The sequence below is a fragment of the Streptomyces sp. NRRL S-920 genome, assembly GCF_000717945.1.
GTDB classification, from domain to species: Bacteria; Actinomycetota; Actinomycetes; order Streptomycetales; family Streptomycetaceae; genus Streptomyces; species Streptomyces alboniger.
In genome coordinates, this window is record NZ_JODF01000012.1 from 34,824 (window position 1) to 49,534 (window position 14,711).

The window sequence follows — 14,711 nt, forward strand, 5'->3', positions numbered from 1 at the left end:
GCCTTCCGTGAAACCCTCAAGAGTTGTGCCGGTACAGCCTACGGCGAAGTAGCGACCGGCCTCTCCGGGTCAGCAGACCTCTTCGAGATCCCGCCAGTCCCGCGAGTCCGGGCTGTCCGCCACCCAGCTGTCGAGGAGCCCGCGCACCAGGGCGGCGGGCGCCGCGATGCCGCACTCGCGCTCCGGCACCCAGATCGCGCCGGGGCTGCGGTGCCCGAGCGGGCCCGGATGGCCCGGCTCGCTGTGGTCGTGCGGGTCCAGGTGCTCGCCGTCGCCCTCGTCGCTCGGCATCCGGGACTCGGAGCACATGCGGCACAGCAGCCGCACGGACGACGACCAGTCCTCGGCGGCGAAGCCGGCGTCGGCCGCGAGCTGCTCCAGGGCGTCCCGGTCGTCCTCGGTGGCGGCCTCCAGGAGGACCACCCAGGTCGGCACGGGTGAGGGCGCCCACAGCTCGATCTCGTCGAACACGGGGTACGAGTGTCCGGCCGCCGTCGTCCGCTCGCCGTGCGGGACGCCGTCGTGCAGCACGACCTCGCCCCAGCGGCGCCCGGAGGAGGGCAGCGGGATGGACAGCACCTCGATGCGGGCGGGGTCCAGCCTGCGGCCCCACACCACCTCGGCCTCGCCCTCCGGGGAGAGCCGCACGGCCGCGCTGCCCAGCTCCATGCCCGAGGGCTCGCCGGACGCCGCGACCCCGCCGGGCACCTTCAGGCCGTACGCCTGCCAGGCGCGGCGGGCCAGCGGCCAGTCCTGGAGCGCGGTGGCCGCGATGCCCACGTTCCACCAGTCCGGGGCGCCGGCCGAGCGGTCCAGGAGCGCGACGGCGCGCAGCCCCGCGGCCCGCGCCTGTTCCCAGTCGTGCCGGAACTTGTGCAGCAGCGCGAGGTTGAACCAGGACTCGGACAGCCAGGGTTCCAGATCCGCCGCACGCGTGAGCAGTGCGCCCGCGTCCTCGTATCGGCCGTCGCCGATCAGCGTGAACGCGCGGTCGGTCGCCTGCCGCCATGAGGCGGAGGGCCGGTGCCGTCCCTTGCCGAAGATCCTCACGATTCCCGCCTGATTCCCGCCTGTCACGATTTGTCGGAAGTCCCATCTGAGGAGGGCGCGGCGTCGGGTCGATGCCCCCGCGCACCCTCTTCTTCGCATCCAACCACGTACGGTCGGACGGCCGCTCATTACCCATGGGTTACCCAGCCGGGGGCGAGCTAAGGCCGCCCCGCGACACCACCCTCGCCAAGGACTCCACGACCTCGGGCTGATAGTCGCGTCCGGTGGCCAGTCGCAGCCTCTCCAAGGCGTTGAGCGGCCCGCCGAGGGCTCCCGAGGGTCCTTCTCCCCGCGCCATCTCGTCGTACGCGTTCGCGGCGCGCACAATTCGTGCCGTGAGCGGCTGATCGCGGTACGGGTCGGCCTGGCGCTCCACGACGACGGCGACCGCGGAGTCCACCCCGGTCTGCCGTACGACAGCGCCGCCGAGCAGGGCTATGCGGCGCTGCTGCGCCTCGGGCAGGGCGGCGGTGGCGCCCTGGGGCACGGGGTCGACGAGGGACAGCTGGCCGATGTCGTGCATCAGCGCCGCGTACTCCAGGACGGTGAGGTCCGCACCGGTGAGTCCCAGTTCCCGCCCGACGGCCCGGCTGAGCCCGGCGACGCGGTGGGCGTGGCCCTGCGGGGTGTACCCGGCGACCTCGGTGGCCCTGGCAAGCGACGCGATGGTCTGGCGGTAGGTGGCCCGCACCGCCGCGTACCGCCGGAAGGAGAGCTGGGTGAGCAGCAGCGGGAGGCTGAACACGGGCAGCGCCCAGAGCCCCGCCACGGCCACCGCGAGCGCCATCACGGCCCCGGTCGCGCAGACGGCGGAGCCGATGCCGAGCATGGCGCGCAGCTCGTCGCGGAGCAGCGGAGCGAACGGCCGGCGGGTGCGGGTGTGCGCCACCGCGGCGGCGAGGACGGCGTCGCAGAGCGCGGTGAGGACGAGCAGGGCGACGATGACCAGCGCGAAGTAGGGGCCGTGGCCGACCCAGTCCTTCAACTTCCCGGCGTTGTAGAGGGGTTGGAAGCAGGCGGCGGCGAACGCGACGGTCAGTACGCGCCGTGTCAGATGGTCGCGGGTGCGCCCCCGGCCGAGCGCCACGTGGGGTACGGCTCCCGCGAGGGCGGCCGCGACGACCACGGCGATCACCTGGAGCACGCCGTGGTGGGTGGCGTGCCCGGCGTTCTGCCCGAGCAGGGCGTAGGCCAGGGCCCCCGCGGCCCCGAGCGGCGCGGGCTCCCGCTCCCTCCCGCTGCCCCACCGGGCCAGCTCCCCGAGGCAGATCATCACCCCGAACGCGAGCGCGACGGGCCTTTCGACGATCCCGTACCAGAGGGTCCAGCCGAGGGAGACGACGGCGATCACCGCGGCGAGCCCGCACGCCGCCGCCGTTATGCCCACAGCGCCGGGCGCCGACGAGGAGGCCCTCACCGCGGTACCGCGGGTGCCGGAACACCCCGAGCCACGGGCAAGCCGCCTTCGGGGCCGTCCGAGGTGACCCCGGGATGCCACCCGTCCCGGCCCAGCGCACGCGCCAGCGCGGCGACCATCGCCGGATCGAACTGCGCCCCCGCGCACCGCGCCAGCTCCTCCAGCGCCGCGTGCACCGGCCGGGCCCGCCGGTAGGAGCGCGTGGACGTCATCGCGTCGAAGGCGTCGGCCACGGCCACCACCCGCGCGCACTCGGGGATCTGCGCCCCGGCGAGCCCGTAGGGGTATCCGCTGCCGTCGATCCGCTCGTGGTGGTGCAGGATCGCCGCCCGCGCCTCGCCGAGGAACCCGATGCCGCGCACCATCTCGTGTCCGTACTCGGGGTGGAGTTCGATGACGCGCCGTTCGGCCGGGGTGAGGGGGCCGTCCTTGCGCAACAGCCGGGTGGGCACGCCGAGTTTGCCGACGTCGTGCAGGATCCCGGCGAACCGCAGGACCTCGATCCGCTCGTCGTCCATGCCCAGCTCGCGCGCGATCATCACCGAGGCCCGGCCGACCCGCTCGCTGTGCCCGCGGGTGTACTTGTCCTTGAGGTCGACGGCCTGGACGAGCGCCCGGATGGTGGCCTGGTGGGCGGCCCGCTCACGGTGGCACTGCGCGAACGCCCAGCAGGAGACGCCCATCGGGAGCAGGACGAGCAGCGCGGCCGGTGGCCCGTACGGACTGGTCCACAGGACCGCCATCATCAGCCCGGCGAGGCCGTGCACCGTGACGGGCGCGAGCGAGCGCGGGAAGAGCCCGCGCCACGCGCCGCGTACGGGGATCCGCTCGGCGGTCGCGAGGATCCCGCCGTCCAGGGCGGCGAGGGCGGCGGAGAAGGCGAGCAGGGCGGCCCCGGCGGGCGCCAGGACCTGCGGGAAGTCGGGCGCGGCCCCGGCCGCGGGCCCGCCCAGCGCGCCGTACACCCCCGCCGCCGCCCACGAGGCCAGGGCCAGCTGGGCCGCGCGCCAGAGGCGGCGGACCTGCCGGGGGCGGCGATCGACGCGGGCGAGGAGCGCGCCCGGCACGGCGACGAGGGCGGCGGCAGCGGGGGGCAGCAGGAACACCCCGGCGAGCAGTACGGGAAAGAAGGTTCCTGCGGTGAGGCCGCGGGGAAGGGTGAGCCGCTCGCATCCGGCGTAGAGCGCGACGAGGAACGCGACGGTCGGCCAGGGGGTGCGCCCGCTCAGCACGGGCGCGGCACAGGCGGCGGCTGCCAGGGCGACGCACAGGATGTACACGCGGGCCCACGCCGGCATCGACCGCATGGCGTTCTCCTCCCCGTTCCAGGTCGCAAGACCCAGATCCGGAGACTAGAACGCCTGCCCCACGGGCATCGCTGGACGGCGGGGAATTAGCACATTCGAGTGACGGCGAGGCGCTTTTGCGCCTCCAAGGCTGTCTTTACGCCTCCGAGGCCGTCGCCTGCGAGGGCGATACGCCCGGCGCGGCGTCCTGGGTGACGTCCTGGTCGGGCACGGCATGCCCGGACCGGATGAGGTCGATGCGCCCCATGACCTTCGCCCGCAGGTCGATGGGTACGTCGTCCTGCCCGCAGCAGCGCTTCACCAGCTTCTTGACGGCCTGCTCAAGGCCGTACTTCTCCAGGCACGGCGAGCACTCCTCGAAGTGCGTCTCGAACTTGGTGCAGTCGCTGTCCGGCATCTCGTGGTCCAGGAACTCATAGAGATGGTCCAGGACTTCACTGCAATCAGTCTCGTGCGGCTCTCCGCAGCTCATGAGCCCGAGCCTTTCGTTCCGTTCGACTCCCCGGCACCCGCCGGGACGAGCCCGCGCTCACGGGCGTAGTCCTCCAGCATGCCGCGCAGTTGGCGTCGGCCCCGGTGCAGCCGGGACATCACCGTACCGATGGGTGTCCCCATAATGTCCGCGATCTCCTTGTACGCAAAGCCCTCGACATCGGCCAGATAGACGGCGATGCGGAACTCCTCGGGGATCGCCTGGAGCGCCTGCTTCACGTCGGAGTCGGGCAGGTGGTCCAGCGCCTGCGACTCGGCGGAGCGCAGACCCGTGGACATGTGCGACTCGGCGCGCGCGAGCTGCCAGTCCTCGATCTCCTCGGCGGCGCTGCGCTGCGGCTCGCGCTGCTTCTTGCGGTACGAGTTGATGAACGTGTTCGTGAGGATGCGGTACAGCCACGCCTTGAGGTTGGTGCCCTCGCGGAACTGGTGGAACGACGCGTACGCCTTCGCGTAGGTCTCCTGCACCAGGTCCTCCGCGTCCGCCGGGTTGCGGGTCATGCGCAGCGCCGCGGAGTACATCTGGTCGAGGAACGTCAGCGCGTCCCGCTCGAAGCGGGCCGTGCGCTCCGCGGCCGTCTCAGAGCCCTCTTCGGGGCGCTCCGCCTGGCCGTGCTCGGTCCCTGCGTCGGTCCCAGTGACCGGACCCACCTCCTCCAACGACGTGGCGAGGCCGAAAGCAGCCCCACTCGAATCGGAGGATAGACGACGATCCACTCCGCGCGCCGCCCGAATAGTTGCGGTTTTGGGTGCGCTCAAGACCGTCCACTCCAGGTCAGCGGCGCTGGAGCGGTTCGGGCAGATGGTCGAACCCATGCGGCGGACTCCCTCTCGTACGAACACGTCTGCGACGGTGCACACCGTCTGTTCGCGACAACAGAGGTCACGCGTCCAGCATTCCCGCCCACCGCGTCACACCGTCCGTGACGATCGCCACGGCCTCGTCCTGGGTCAGCTCCGCCTTCTTCGGCACCGCGAAGCCGTGATCGGCGTAGGGCACTTCCACCAGTTCGTACGCGCCGCCCGGGAACTCGGCGGGTCTGCCGAAGGGGTCGTTGCCGCCCTGCACGACGAGGGTCGGCACCCCGGCGCCGAGCAGCTCATCGGCGCGGGACTTCTCCGGCTTGCCCGGGGGGTGCAGGGGGAAGGAGAGCGCGAGGACCGCGGCGGCGCCCAGCTCGGTGGCCGTGCGGCAGGCCACGCGCGCGCCCGCGCTGCGGCCCCCGGAGATCACCGGGAGCCCCTTCTTCTCCAGCGCGGGCCAGATCCCCCGCCACCCCACGTCCAGCGTTTTGGGCGCGGGCGCCAGCTTCTTGCCCGCGACCCGCCAGGGCTGTTCGACGAGGGCGACGCTCACGCCGTGCGGGGGCAGCGCGGCGGCGAGGGCCTTCAGGTCGCGGGCCTCGATGCCGCCACCGGCGCCGTGGCTGACGGCGAGCAGGAGGCGGGCCTTCTTCCGCGCCGGGTGCCAGGTGATCCGGGCCTCACCGGCGCCGGTCTCGACGATCTCGCTCTGGGGCGGGTGCGTTGGGTGCGTCACGTCAGAAGAGTGTGCCCTCTTCGGGGCCGTCCAGCTCCTTCAGCAGCTCCGGGCCGTTGTTGCGTACGTTGCTGACCGCCGTCGACACGGGGTAGGCCCGCATCAGCCCGGCCGGGGGCGGCTCCAGGAGCGGGCGCAGGTCCTCGACGTCCGTGCGGGAGGGGTCGAGCCAGGCGTCCCAGCGGTCGGGCGTCAGCATCAGCGGCATCCGGGGGTGGATGTCGGCGAGCGAGCGCGGGCCCTCTTCGTGGGCGACGGCGAGCGGCGTGGTCTCGGCCTCCGTGGTGATCACGGTGCAGGTCACCCACCAGGCCAGGGGGTGCTCGTCGGGCAGGGTCTTGTCCCGCCAGAATTCGTAGAGGCCCGCCATGGCGAAGACCGAGCCGTCGGCGGGGGTCACGAAGTACGGCTGCTTGCGGGGCCGCTTCTTCTTGCCCTCGACCTCCAGCTGCCGTTCCTCGGGCGCGGTCACCCACTCGTAATAACCGTCGGCGGGCAGGACACAGCGGCGGGAGGCGAAGGCCCGGCGGTAGGACGGCTTCTCGTGGACGGTCTCGGCACGGGCGTTGATCATCCGGGCGCCGCCCTCGGGCGTCTTGGACCAGGAAGGGACGAGGCCCCACTTGAGCGTACGCAGCTGGCGAACCGGAGCCGGGTCCTCGGCGTCCTTCAGTGGACGGTCGAGAACCGCGTAGACCTCTTTGGTGGGGGCCACGTTGTAATCGGGGACCAGTTCCTCCTCGGCCTGCTCCCTCTGGATCTCGAAGATCCCCGCGAGGTCCTCCGGCCTACGACTCGATGCATACCGTCCGCACATACGTGCCAGACTGCCACGACCCGATCCCCCAGAGGAGCCAGTTCCGACAATGGAAAGCACCGCCAACGCCAGCCTGGCAGCCCTGTGGGACCGCGTGTTCGGTACGCAGTCCGCGCCCGAGCAGTGGCTGGTGATCGCTGCGGGCGTGCTGGCCCTCGCCGTCGTCGTGCCGCACCGCATATGGCGGCTGGCCCGCAATGCCATCACCATCGCGCACGAGGGCGGCCACGGCCTGATCGCCCTGCTCACCGGGCGCCGCCTCGACGGCATCCGGTTGCACTCCGACACCTCGGGGCTGACCGTCTCGCGCGGCAGGCCCACCGGCATCGGCATGATCCTGACCGCGGCGGCGGGCTACACCGCTCCCCCGCTGCTCGGCCTCGGCGGCGCGGCACTGCTCTCCTCGGGGCGCATCACGGCGCTGCTGTGGATCGCCACCGCGCTGCTCGTCGCGATGCTGGTGATGATCCGCAACGCGTACGGCGCCCTGACGGTGATCCTGACCGGCGGCACCTTCCTCCTGGTGTCCTGGCTCGCGGACACCGACGTGCAGGCGGCGTTCGCGTACGCGGTGGTGTGGTTCCTGCTCCTCGGCGGCGTCCGTCCCGCCTTCGAGCTACAGGCCAAGCGCAGACACGGCGGCGCGGGCGACTCGGACGCGGATCAGCTCTCGCGCCTGACGCACGTACCCGCCGGGCTGTGGCTCTTCCTCTTCCACGCCGTCTCGCTCTGCTCCTTGATGGGCGGGGCGCGCTGGCTCCTCGCCGTCTGAGCGGGGTCACCGGCAGCCACTAAAGTGAGGGCATGACCGCAACCCCGGCGCACACCGCCCTCTGGCCCGCCCCGCACGCAAGCGGAGCCGTCACCGCGACGGTCCACGTACCCGGCTCGAAATCGGTCACCAACCGCGCGCTCGTCCTGGCCTCGCTCGCCGCCGAGCCCGGCTGGCTGCGCCGCCCGCTGCGCTCCCGCGACACGTTGCTGATGGCGGGTGCCCTGCGCGCGATGGGTGTCGGTATCGAGGAGACGGTGTCGTCCAGCTCCTCCGTGGCGGGCGGCCCGGGCGAGGCCTGGCGCGTGATCCCCTCGGGCCTGCACGGCCCGGCCACGGTCGACGTCGGCAACGCGGGCACGGTCATGCGCTTCCTGCCCCCCGTCGCCGCGCTCGCCGACGGCCCGATCCGCTTCGACGGCGATCCCCGGTCGTACGAGCGGCCCCTGACCGGCGTGATCAACGCCCTGCGGGTGCTCGGTGCCCGCATCGACGACGGCGGCCGCGGCGCGCTGCCGCTGACCGTGCACGGCGGGGGCGCCCTGGACGGCGGGCCGGTCGAGATCGACGCCTCGTCCTCCTCCCAGTTCGTGAGCGCCCTGCTGCTGTCGGGCCCGCGCTTCAACCAGGGCGTGGAGGTCCGTCATGTGGGGGGCGCCCTGCCCTCCATGCCGCACATCCGGATGACGGTCGACATGCTCCGCTCGGCGGGCGCGCAGGTGGACACCCCGGAGGCGGGCGGCGAGCCGAACGTATGGCGGGTCACTCCGGGCGCGCTGCTCGGCCGCGACCTGACCGTCGAGCCCGATCTCTCCAACGCCCAGCCCTTCCTCGCCGCCGCCCTGGTCACCGGTGGCACGGTCACCGTCCCGGACTGGCCCGCGCACACCACGCAGCCCGGTGACGCGCTGCGCCAGATCTTCACGGAGATGGGCGGTTCCTGCGAACTGACCGAGCAGGGCCTGGTGTTCACCGGCTCCGGTGCGATCCACGGCCTCGACGTCGACCTCAGCGAGGTCGGCGAGCTGACCCCCGGCATCGCGGCGGTGGCGGCGCTCGCCGACTCCCCCTCCACGCTGCGCGGCGTCGCCCACCTGCGGCTGCACGAGACGGACCGGCTGGCCGCGCTCACCAAGGAGATCAACGCACTGGGCGGTGACGTCACCGAGACCGCCGACGGCCTGCACATCCGGCCGCGCCCGCTGCGCGGCGGCGTCTTCCACACCTACGACGACCACCGCATGGCGACCGCGGGCGCGGTCATCGGCCTCGCGGTCGACGGCGTACAGATCGAGAATGTGGCGACGACGGCGAAGACCCTCCCGGACTTCCCCGATCTCTGGACCGGAATGCTCGGGAACTGACGGGCGGAACGAGAACATGCGCCGCTACGGCAAGAACCCCGACGAGGACGACATCCGCGTCCGCCCCAACCGCAAGGGCAACCGCCCCCGCACCCACATCAGGCCCAAGCACGAGGACGCGGCCGAGGGCATGGTCCTCACCGTGGACCGCGGCCGGCTGACCGTGCTGGTCGACGACCGGATCGTGATGGCCATGAAGGCCCGCGAACTGGGCCGCAAGGCCGCCGTGGTGGGCGACAGGGTCGCGGTCGTCGGGGATCTGTCCGGCAAGAAGGACACCCTCGCGCGGATCGTGCGGATCGCCGAGCGGACGTCCGTGCTGCGGCGCACCGCCGATGACGACGACCCGTACGAGCGGGTGGTCGTGGCCAACGCCGACCAGCTCGCGATCGTCACCGCCCTCGCCGACCCCGAGCCGCGCCCGCGTCTGATCGACCGGTGCGTCGTGGCGGCGTACGACGGCGGGCTCGAACCGATCCTCGTGCTGACCAAGTCGGACCTGGCCTCGGCAGACAAGCTCCTGGAGACCTACTCCACCCTCGACATCCCCTACGTGGTCACCAGCCGCGAGGAGTTCACCGACGGCGCGGAGCTGGCGCGGGTGCACGAACTGCTCGACGGCAAGGTCACCGCCTTCGTCGGGCACTCCGGGGTGGGCAAGACGACGCTGGTGAACGCGCTGGTGCCCGAGGAGCGGCGGCGCACGACGGGGCATGTCAACGCGGTCACGGGCCGGGGCAGGCACACCACCACCTCCGCGCTCGCGCTGCCGCTCGCGGAGGTGGGCGGCTGGGTGATCGACACCCCCGGCGTGCGGTCCTTCGGGCTCAACCACGTCGATCCGTCCCGCGTCATCCTCGCCTTCCCCGACCTGGAGCCGGGTACGGCGGACTGTCCGCGCGGCTGTAGCCACGACGAGAAGGACTGCGCCCTGGACGCGTGGGTCGCGGGCGGCCACGCGGATCCGCAGCGCCTCTACTCCTTGCGACGGCTGCTGGCGACGCGGGAGCGGCGCGAGGACGACTGACCTCCCCGTTGTTTGCGCCCCCAGGACGCCGGTAAATGCATAAGCCGGTAAATGCATACGCGCACCAAGCCGGATTCAGCCGGACGAAGCGGTCACGGAACGTAGACAGTGCGGGAGGCAGGACATGGCGTGGCTGCTGGTCATCGTGGCGGGGATTCTCGAGACCGGCTTCGCGGTCTGTCTGAAGCTGTCGCACGGCTTCACCCGGCTCTGGCCGACGATCGCGTTCGCCTGTTTCGCGCTCGGCAGCTTCGGCCTGCTCACGCTGGCGCTGAAGAAGCTGGACGTGGGGCCGGCGTACGCGGTCTGGACGGGCATCGGCGCCGCGGGCACCGCGATCTACGGCATGGTCTTCCTCGGTGACCTGGTCTCCACGCTCAAGATCGTCTCGATCTCCTTCGTGATCATCGGCGTGGTCGGCCTCCAGCTGTCCGGCTCCGCGCACTGACTGAGGCCCTGCCACCGGCCTCGTACGCCTACTTGGCGGCCACCCAGCGCCCTATGGCCCCGCGGACCAGCTCCGCGGGGTCGTCGTCGTTCCGGGCGGGCGCGACGACGTACGACAGGGCGAGGCGTACGGCGCTCTCGCAGGCGAGGGCCAGTTCGGGGTCCCTGGGCCTGCCCCGGCCGCCGAGCGCGGTCACCGCCCGGTCGCGCACCAGGGCGAGCAGCTCCGCCGACGAGGGCACCCCGGCGTCCGCCCGGCGCTGCGCGGGCACCGAGGACGTGGAGCCGCCGACCCGGCTCGGGGTGGGCAGCCGTTCGCTCCAGCAGCCGGTGAGCGCGGCCCGCACCAGCGCGTTGCCCCGGGCGGCGCCGACCGTCCAGGCGGCCACGGCGGCGAGGCGGTCGGCCGGCTCGCGCTCCTCGGCCAGCGCCCGTTCGACGCCGTGCAGGTAGCCGTCGGTCTCGCGGCGCAGCAGGGCGCGGGCGAGGCCGTCCTTGCTGCCGAACTCGTTGTAGAGGGTCTGCCGGGACACCCCGGCGACGGCCGCGACGTCCACCATGCGCACGCCGGGCCACGGTCGCCGGGCCAGCGCTGTGTAGGCCGCGTCCAGTAGGGATTCGCGTGCTGCGGGCATCGTGGCCTCCCGGCGGCCGAAGCGGCTCCGGTTGCCAGAGTTGACGCGCTCCAAGGCGCTGTCAATAGCTCCGGCGCGAGCCCGCGCCCCTGGCCGCGCCGCGGCGCTGTGGCTCGCCTCGATCGAGATCGATACTGTTCACCCATGCCCGACTACCACGACGATCTGCGTCTCGCCCATGTCCTCGCGGACGCCGCCGACGCCCAGACCATGGACCGGTTCAAGGCCTTGGACCTCAAGGTCGAGACCAAGCCGGACATGACGCCGGTGAGCGAGGCCGACAAGGCGGCCGAGGAGCTGATCCGCTCCCAGCTCCAACGGGCCAGGCCGCGCGACGCGATCCTCGGCGAGGAGTACGGCATCGAGGGCACGGGGCCGCGCCGCTGGGTGATCGACCCGATCGACGGGACCAAGAACTACGTACGCGGTGTCCCGGTCTGGGCCACGCTCATCTCCCTGATGGAGGCGGGCGAGGGCGGCTACCAGCCGGTGGTCGGCGTCGTCTCCGCGCCCGCGCTCGGCCGCCGCTGGTGGGCGGCGAAGGGCGGCGGCGCGTACACGGGGCGCAGCCTCACGTCGGCGACCCGGCTGCACGTCTCGAAGGTCTCGCGGCTCTCGGACGCCTCCTTCGCGTACTCCTCGCTGACCGGCTGGGAGGAGCAGGGCCGCCTCGACGGGTTCATGGACCTCACGCGAGCGGTGTGGCGCACCCGTGGCTACGGCGACTTCTGGCCGTACATGATGGTGGCGGAGGGCGCGGTCGACATCTGCGCGGAGCCGGAGCTGTCGCTGTGGGACATGGCGGCGAACGCGATCGTGGTGACGGAGGCGGGCGGCAGCTTCACCGGCCTCGACGGCAGGCCCGGCCCGCACAGCGGCAACGCGGCGGCGTCGAACGGCCTGCTCCACGACGAGCTGCTCGGCTATCTGAACCAGCGCTACTGATCCTGACGCGGGCGCCTGGCCTTCACGGCGTCGACTGGTCCTGACGCGGGCGCCTGGCCTTGACGCGGGCGCCTGGCCTTGACGCGGGCGTCTGCCTTGACGGCCCGAACTGCCCGCGCACGCCCCCTTGTTGACCCCGGGCTTCGCTGCGACTCTGAGAGTTCCCCCACTTGTGAACTTGTGAATCCCTTCTCCAAGCGGAGAGCGGAGGCAATCCTTCGCCCACCGGGAGTTCGCGGATTCACCAAGGAGGTGGCTCACGCCCATGCACGTCCGCGACGCCATGAGCACGGTGGTCCTGACCATCGGCCCCACCCACACCCTGCGCCAGGCGGCCAGGCTGATGTCCGCGCGCCACGTCGGCGCCGCCGTCGTCCTCGACCCCGACACCTGCGGGCTCGGGATCCTGACCGAACGCGACGTCCTCAACTCCGTGGCCCTCGGCCAGAGTCCCGACACCGAGATCGCCGGTACGCACACCACGACCGATGTCGTCTTCGCCTCCCCGGCGTGGACCCTGGAGGACGCGGCGGACGCCATGGCGCACGGCGGCTTCCGGCACCTGATCGTCATGGACGGGAACGAACCCACGGGCATCGTCTCGGTCCGCGACATCATCCGCTGCTGGGCACCTGTCCGGCGCGCGGCGGCCCAGCTGACGGGCTGAGACGCGGCCCGGCCGACGGGCCGGGACAACGGCGGTGGGCCGGGCCCCCGAAGGGGACCGGCCCACCGTCATGCGACGACAAGGGGACTGGTTCAGCCGCGCAGGGCCTGGACCGCGGCCTCCAGCCGCTTGCCGAAGTCGCCGTCCGCCTGGCGGAAGTTGTCGATCGCGCGCTCGGCGATCTCGTCGCGCGAGACCTTGGCGATGAAGCCCGAGAGATTGTCGATCAGGCGCTCCTTCTCGTCCTCGGTCATCAGCCGGTAGAGGTTGCCGGCCTGCACGAAGTCGTTGTCCTCGGCGTGCCGGGGCGTCTCGTGGTTGCCGGTGGCGCCCGTGACGGGGACGGACTGCCACAGCGCCCGGTCCGTCTGGAACGGGCCGCCGAAGCTGTTCGGCTCGTAGTTCTTCGCGCCCTTGTGGCGGCCGTCGTACAGGAAGCCGTCACGGGAGTGGGTGCGCGCCTCGGTGGCGTGCGGGCGGTTCACCGGCAGGTGGTCGGCGTTGATGCCGACGCGGTAGCGGTGGGCGTCGCCGTAGGCGAAGAGGCGGCCCTGGAGCATCTTGTCCGGGGAGGGACCGATGCCCGGCACGAAGTGGGCGGGGCTGAAGATGGCCTGCTCGACCTCGGCGAAGACGTTCTCGGGGTTGCGGTTCAGCTCCAGCTTGCCGATCTCGATCGGCGGGTAGTCCGCGTGCGGCCAGACCTTGGTGAGGTCGAACGGGTTGAAGCGGTACGTCGCCGCGTCCGCCGCCGGCATGATCTGCACCTGCACGGACCAGCTCGGGAAGTCACCGCGCTCGATGGCCTCGCGCAGGTCGCGCTGGTGGGAGTCGGGGTCCTCACCGGCGAGCTTGTTGGCCTCGGCCTGGGTGAGGTTCTTGATGCCCTGCTCGGTCTTGAAGTGGTACTTGACCCAGAAGACCTCGCCCGCTTCGTTGTTCCACTGGAACGTGTGCGAGCCGAAGCCGTCCATGTGGCGGTACGAGGCGGGGATGCCGCGGTCGCCGAAGAGCCAGGTCACCTGGTGGGTGCTCTCGGGGCTGAGCCCCCAGAAGTCCCAGACGTTGTCCGCCTCCTGCGAGCCCGTGTAAGGGTCCCGCTTCTGGGTGTGGATGAAGTCGGGGAACTTGATGGCGTCCCTGATGAAGAAGACCGGGGTGTTGTTGCCGACGAGGTCGTAGTTGCCCTCTTCGGTGTAGAACTTCAGCGCCCAGCCGCGCGGGTCGCGCACCGCGTCGGCCGCGCCGAGGTTGCCGGCCACGGTGGAGAAGCGCAGGAACGTCTCGGTCTGCTTGCCGACCTCGGAGAGGAACTTCGCCCGCGTCCACTGCGAGACGTCACGGGTGAGGGTGAAGGTGCCGTAGGCGCCCGCGCCCCGGGCGTGCACGACGCGCTCCGGGATGCGCTCGCGGTTGAAGTGGGCGAGCTTCTCCAGCAGCAGCTGGTCCTGGATCAGCATCGGCCCGCCGACGCCCGCGGTCTCACTGTTCTGGTTGTCGGCTACCGGCGCGCCGGCCTCCGTAGTGAGCGGTCCCTGCGTCACGTGCGCCTCCTGCGTCATCAACCCTGCGGGTGGTTCCTGCGGGTCCTGTCCCTTGGCCAATGCCTGTTCCCTGACCAACGTCGTAACTGATCCTACGATAGACTTTGTCTAAGTCAAGTGGGCATCCAAAGTCACACCCGTTCGGGACTGGCTCCCACGCCTGTTAGGCTGGCTCTCATGAGTGACCTGTTGGAACGACTGCGCGGACGCGGCTGGCGCATGACAGCGCAGCGACGCGTCGTGGCCGAGGTCCTCGACGGGGACCACGTCCACCTCACGGCGGACGAGGTGCACGCCCGCGCCATCGACAAGCTGCCCGAGATCTCCCGGGCGACGGTCTACAACACCCTGGGCGAGCTGGTGACCCTCGGCGAGGTCCTCGAAGTCTCGACGGACCGCCGCGCGAAGCGGTACGACCCGAACGCCCACCGCCCCCACCACCACCTGGTCTGCGCCCGCTGCGGCGCGATCCGCGACGTCCACCCCACGGGCAACCCGCTGACCAGCCTCCCCGACTCGGAGCGCTTCGGCTTCACCGTCGAGGGCGTGGAGGTCACGTACCGGGGCGTCTGCCCCGACTGCGCGACGGCCTGAGTCTCTCCTCGTACTTCCACAAAGGGCCCGGCACCGAGAGGTGCCGGGCCCTTGTCCGTGGCCGCGAAAGGTCCCGGGCGCGGGAAACAACCG

General features: G+C 71.9%; 16 protein-coding genes. 7 read left to right on the forward strand and 9 right to left on the reverse strand.

Annotation, left to right across the window (positions count from 1 at the left end; translation table 11 throughout):
* Positions 1-69: 69 nt before the first annotated feature.
* The 7 genes from IG54_RS0111355 to IG54_RS0111385 form a co-directional block, all read right to left on the reverse strand.
* On the reverse strand, positions 70-1,050 hold the full coding sequence (locus tag IG54_RS0111355; RefSeq protein ID WP_030780912.1) for a tetratricopeptide repeat protein: 981 nt from the start codon (positions 1,048-1,050) through the stop codon (positions 70-72).
* A gap of 139 nt (positions 1,051-1,189) precedes the next feature.
* Positions 1,190-2,467, reverse strand: a complete 1,278-nt coding sequence (locus IG54_RS0111360) for an HD domain-containing protein (protein WP_106976983.1) — start codon at positions 2,465-2,467, stop codon at positions 1,190-1,192.
* Positions 2,464-3,774, reverse strand: a complete 1,311-nt coding sequence (locus tag IG54_RS0111365) for an HD-GYP domain-containing protein (protein WP_030780918.1) — start codon at positions 3,772-3,774, stop codon at positions 2,464-2,466. Before IG54_RS0111365 ends, IG54_RS0111360 begins: the two co-directional genes overlap by 4 nt.
* A gap of 136 nt (positions 3,775-3,910) precedes the next feature.
* Positions 3,911-4,246, reverse strand: a complete 336-nt coding sequence (gene rsrA, locus IG54_RS0111370; RefSeq protein ID WP_030780921.1) for a mycothiol system anti-sigma-R factor — start codon at positions 4,244-4,246, stop codon at positions 3,911-3,913.
* The gene (sigR, locus tag IG54_RS0111375) at positions 4,243-4,917 is read right to left on the reverse strand and encodes an RNA polymerase sigma factor SigR (protein WP_030780923.1); all 675 of its coding nucleotides are present in this window, start codon (positions 4,915-4,917) and stop codon (positions 4,243-4,245) included. The genes rsrA and sigR overlap by 4 nt, the downstream gene beginning before the upstream one ends.
* Before the next feature lie 232 nt (positions 4,918-5,149).
* Entirely contained in the window at positions 5,150-5,806 is a 657-nt protein-coding gene (locus IG54_RS0111380) for an alpha/beta family hydrolase (RefSeq protein WP_030780925.1), read from the reverse strand.
* A 1-nt stretch (position 5,807) separates the two neighbouring features.
* Complete coding sequence (locus IG54_RS0111385; RefSeq protein WP_030780927.1) at positions 5,808-6,623, reverse strand: SOS response-associated peptidase; 816 nt, start codon at positions 6,621-6,623, stop codon at positions 5,808-5,810.
* A 49-nt stretch (positions 6,624-6,672) separates the two neighbouring features.
* Here IG54_RS0111385 and IG54_RS0111390 point away from each other — a divergent pair, with 49 nt between their 5' ends.
* The 4 genes from IG54_RS0111390 (at position 6,673) to IG54_RS0111405 (ending at position 10,234) form a co-directional block, all read left to right on the forward strand.
* Positions 6,673-7,395: a M50 family metallopeptidase gene (locus tag IG54_RS0111390; RefSeq protein ID WP_030780929.1), complete on the forward strand. Its 723-nt coding sequence runs from the start codon at positions 6,673-6,675 to the stop codon at positions 7,393-7,395.
* Between the two features lie 32 nt (positions 7,396-7,427).
* The gene (aroA, locus tag IG54_RS0111395) at positions 7,428-8,759 is read left to right on the forward strand and encodes a 3-phosphoshikimate 1-carboxyvinyltransferase (protein ID WP_030780931.1); all 1,332 of its coding nucleotides are present in this window, start codon (positions 7,428-7,430) and stop codon (positions 8,757-8,759) included.
* A gap of 16 nt (positions 8,760-8,775) precedes the next feature.
* A complete protein-coding gene (gene rsgA / locus IG54_RS0111400; protein ID WP_030780934.1) occupies positions 8,776-9,786 on the forward strand; it encodes a ribosome small subunit-dependent GTPase A in 1,011 nt (336 codons plus the stop codon).
* A 124-nt stretch (positions 9,787-9,910) separates the two neighbouring features.
* Positions 9,911-10,234, forward strand: a complete 324-nt coding sequence (locus IG54_RS0111405) for a DMT family transporter (RefSeq protein ID WP_030780936.1) — start codon at positions 9,911-9,913, stop codon at positions 10,232-10,234.
* 28 nt (positions 10,235-10,262) lie between these two features.
* On the opposite strand, the gene IG54_RS0111410 is transcribed toward IG54_RS0111405, so the two are convergent.
* Positions 10,263-10,868, reverse strand: a complete 606-nt coding sequence (locus IG54_RS0111410; RefSeq protein WP_030780939.1) for a TetR/AcrR family transcriptional regulator — start codon at positions 10,866-10,868, stop codon at positions 10,263-10,265.
* Between the two features lie 144 nt (positions 10,869-11,012).
* Here IG54_RS0111410 and hisN point away from each other — a divergent pair, with 144 nt between their 5' ends.
* Both hisN and IG54_RS0111420 read left to right on the forward strand, forming a co-directional pair.
* Positions 11,013-11,813, forward strand: coding sequence for a histidinol-phosphatase (gene hisN / locus IG54_RS0111415; protein ID WP_030780942.1), 801 nt, complete (start codon positions 11,013-11,015; stop codon positions 11,811-11,813).
* A 265-nt stretch (positions 11,814-12,078) separates the two neighbouring features.
* On the forward strand, positions 12,079-12,480 hold the full coding sequence (locus IG54_RS0111420; protein WP_030780945.1) for a cyclic nucleotide-binding/CBS domain-containing protein: 402 nt from the start codon (positions 12,079-12,081) through the stop codon (positions 12,478-12,480).
* A gap of 92 nt (positions 12,481-12,572) precedes the next feature.
* Here the strand turns inward: IG54_RS0111420 and IG54_RS0111425 are convergent, their stop codons facing one another.
* Positions 12,573-14,042, reverse strand: coding sequence for a catalase (locus tag IG54_RS0111425; RefSeq protein ID WP_030780948.1), 1,470 nt, complete (start codon positions 14,040-14,042; stop codon positions 12,573-12,575).
* Between the two features lie 159 nt (positions 14,043-14,201).
* On the opposite strand from IG54_RS0111425, the gene IG54_RS0111430 reads away from it, so the two are divergent.
* Complete coding sequence (locus IG54_RS0111430) at positions 14,202-14,618, forward strand: Fur family transcriptional regulator (RefSeq protein WP_030780951.1); 417 nt, start codon at positions 14,202-14,204, stop codon at positions 14,616-14,618.
* Positions 14,619-14,711: the final 93 nt, after the last annotated feature.

Bases quoted from the DNA above. Each gene is read 5' to 3' on its own strand.
- rsrA (WP_030780921.1), bottom strand. From the start codon at position 4,246: ATGAGCTGCGGAGAGCCGCACGAGACTGATTGCAGTGAAGTCCTGGAC.
- IG54_RS0111405 (WP_030780936.1), top strand. From the start codon at position 9,911: ATGGCGTGGCTGCTGGTCATCGTGGCGGGGATTCTCGAGACCGGCTTC.
- aroA (WP_030780931.1), top strand. From the start codon at position 7,428: ATGACCGCAACCCCGGCGCACACCGCCCTCTGGCCCGCCCCGCACGCA.
- IG54_RS0111365 (WP_030780918.1), bottom strand. From the start codon at position 3,774: ATGCGGTCGATGCCGGCGTGGGCCCGCGTGTACATCCTGTGCGTCGCC.
- IG54_RS0111385 (WP_030780927.1), bottom strand. From the start codon at position 6,623: ATGTGCGGACGGTATGCATCGAGTCGTAGGCCGGAGGACCTCGCGGGG.
- IG54_RS0111420 (WP_030780945.1), top strand. From the start codon at position 12,079: ATGCACGTCCGCGACGCCATGAGCACGGTGGTCCTGACCATCGGCCCC.
- IG54_RS0111410 (WP_030780939.1), bottom strand. From the start codon at position 10,868: ATGCCCGCAGCACGCGAATCCCTACTGGACGCGGCCTACACAGCGCTG.
- rsgA (WP_030780934.1), top strand. From the start codon at position 8,776: ATGCGCCGCTACGGCAAGAACCCCGACGAGGACGACATCCGCGTCCGC.
- IG54_RS0111425 (WP_030780948.1), bottom strand. From the start codon at position 14,042: ATGACGCAGGAGGCGCACGTGACGCAGGGACCGCTCACTACGGAGGCC.
- IG54_RS0111390 (WP_030780929.1), top strand. From the start codon at position 6,673: ATGGAAAGCACCGCCAACGCCAGCCTGGCAGCCCTGTGGGACCGCGTG.
- IG54_RS0111430 (WP_030780951.1), top strand. From the start codon at position 14,202: ATGAGTGACCTGTTGGAACGACTGCGCGGACGCGGCTGGCGCATGACA.
- hisN (WP_030780942.1), top strand. From the start codon at position 11,013: ATGCCCGACTACCACGACGATCTGCGTCTCGCCCATGTCCTCGCGGAC.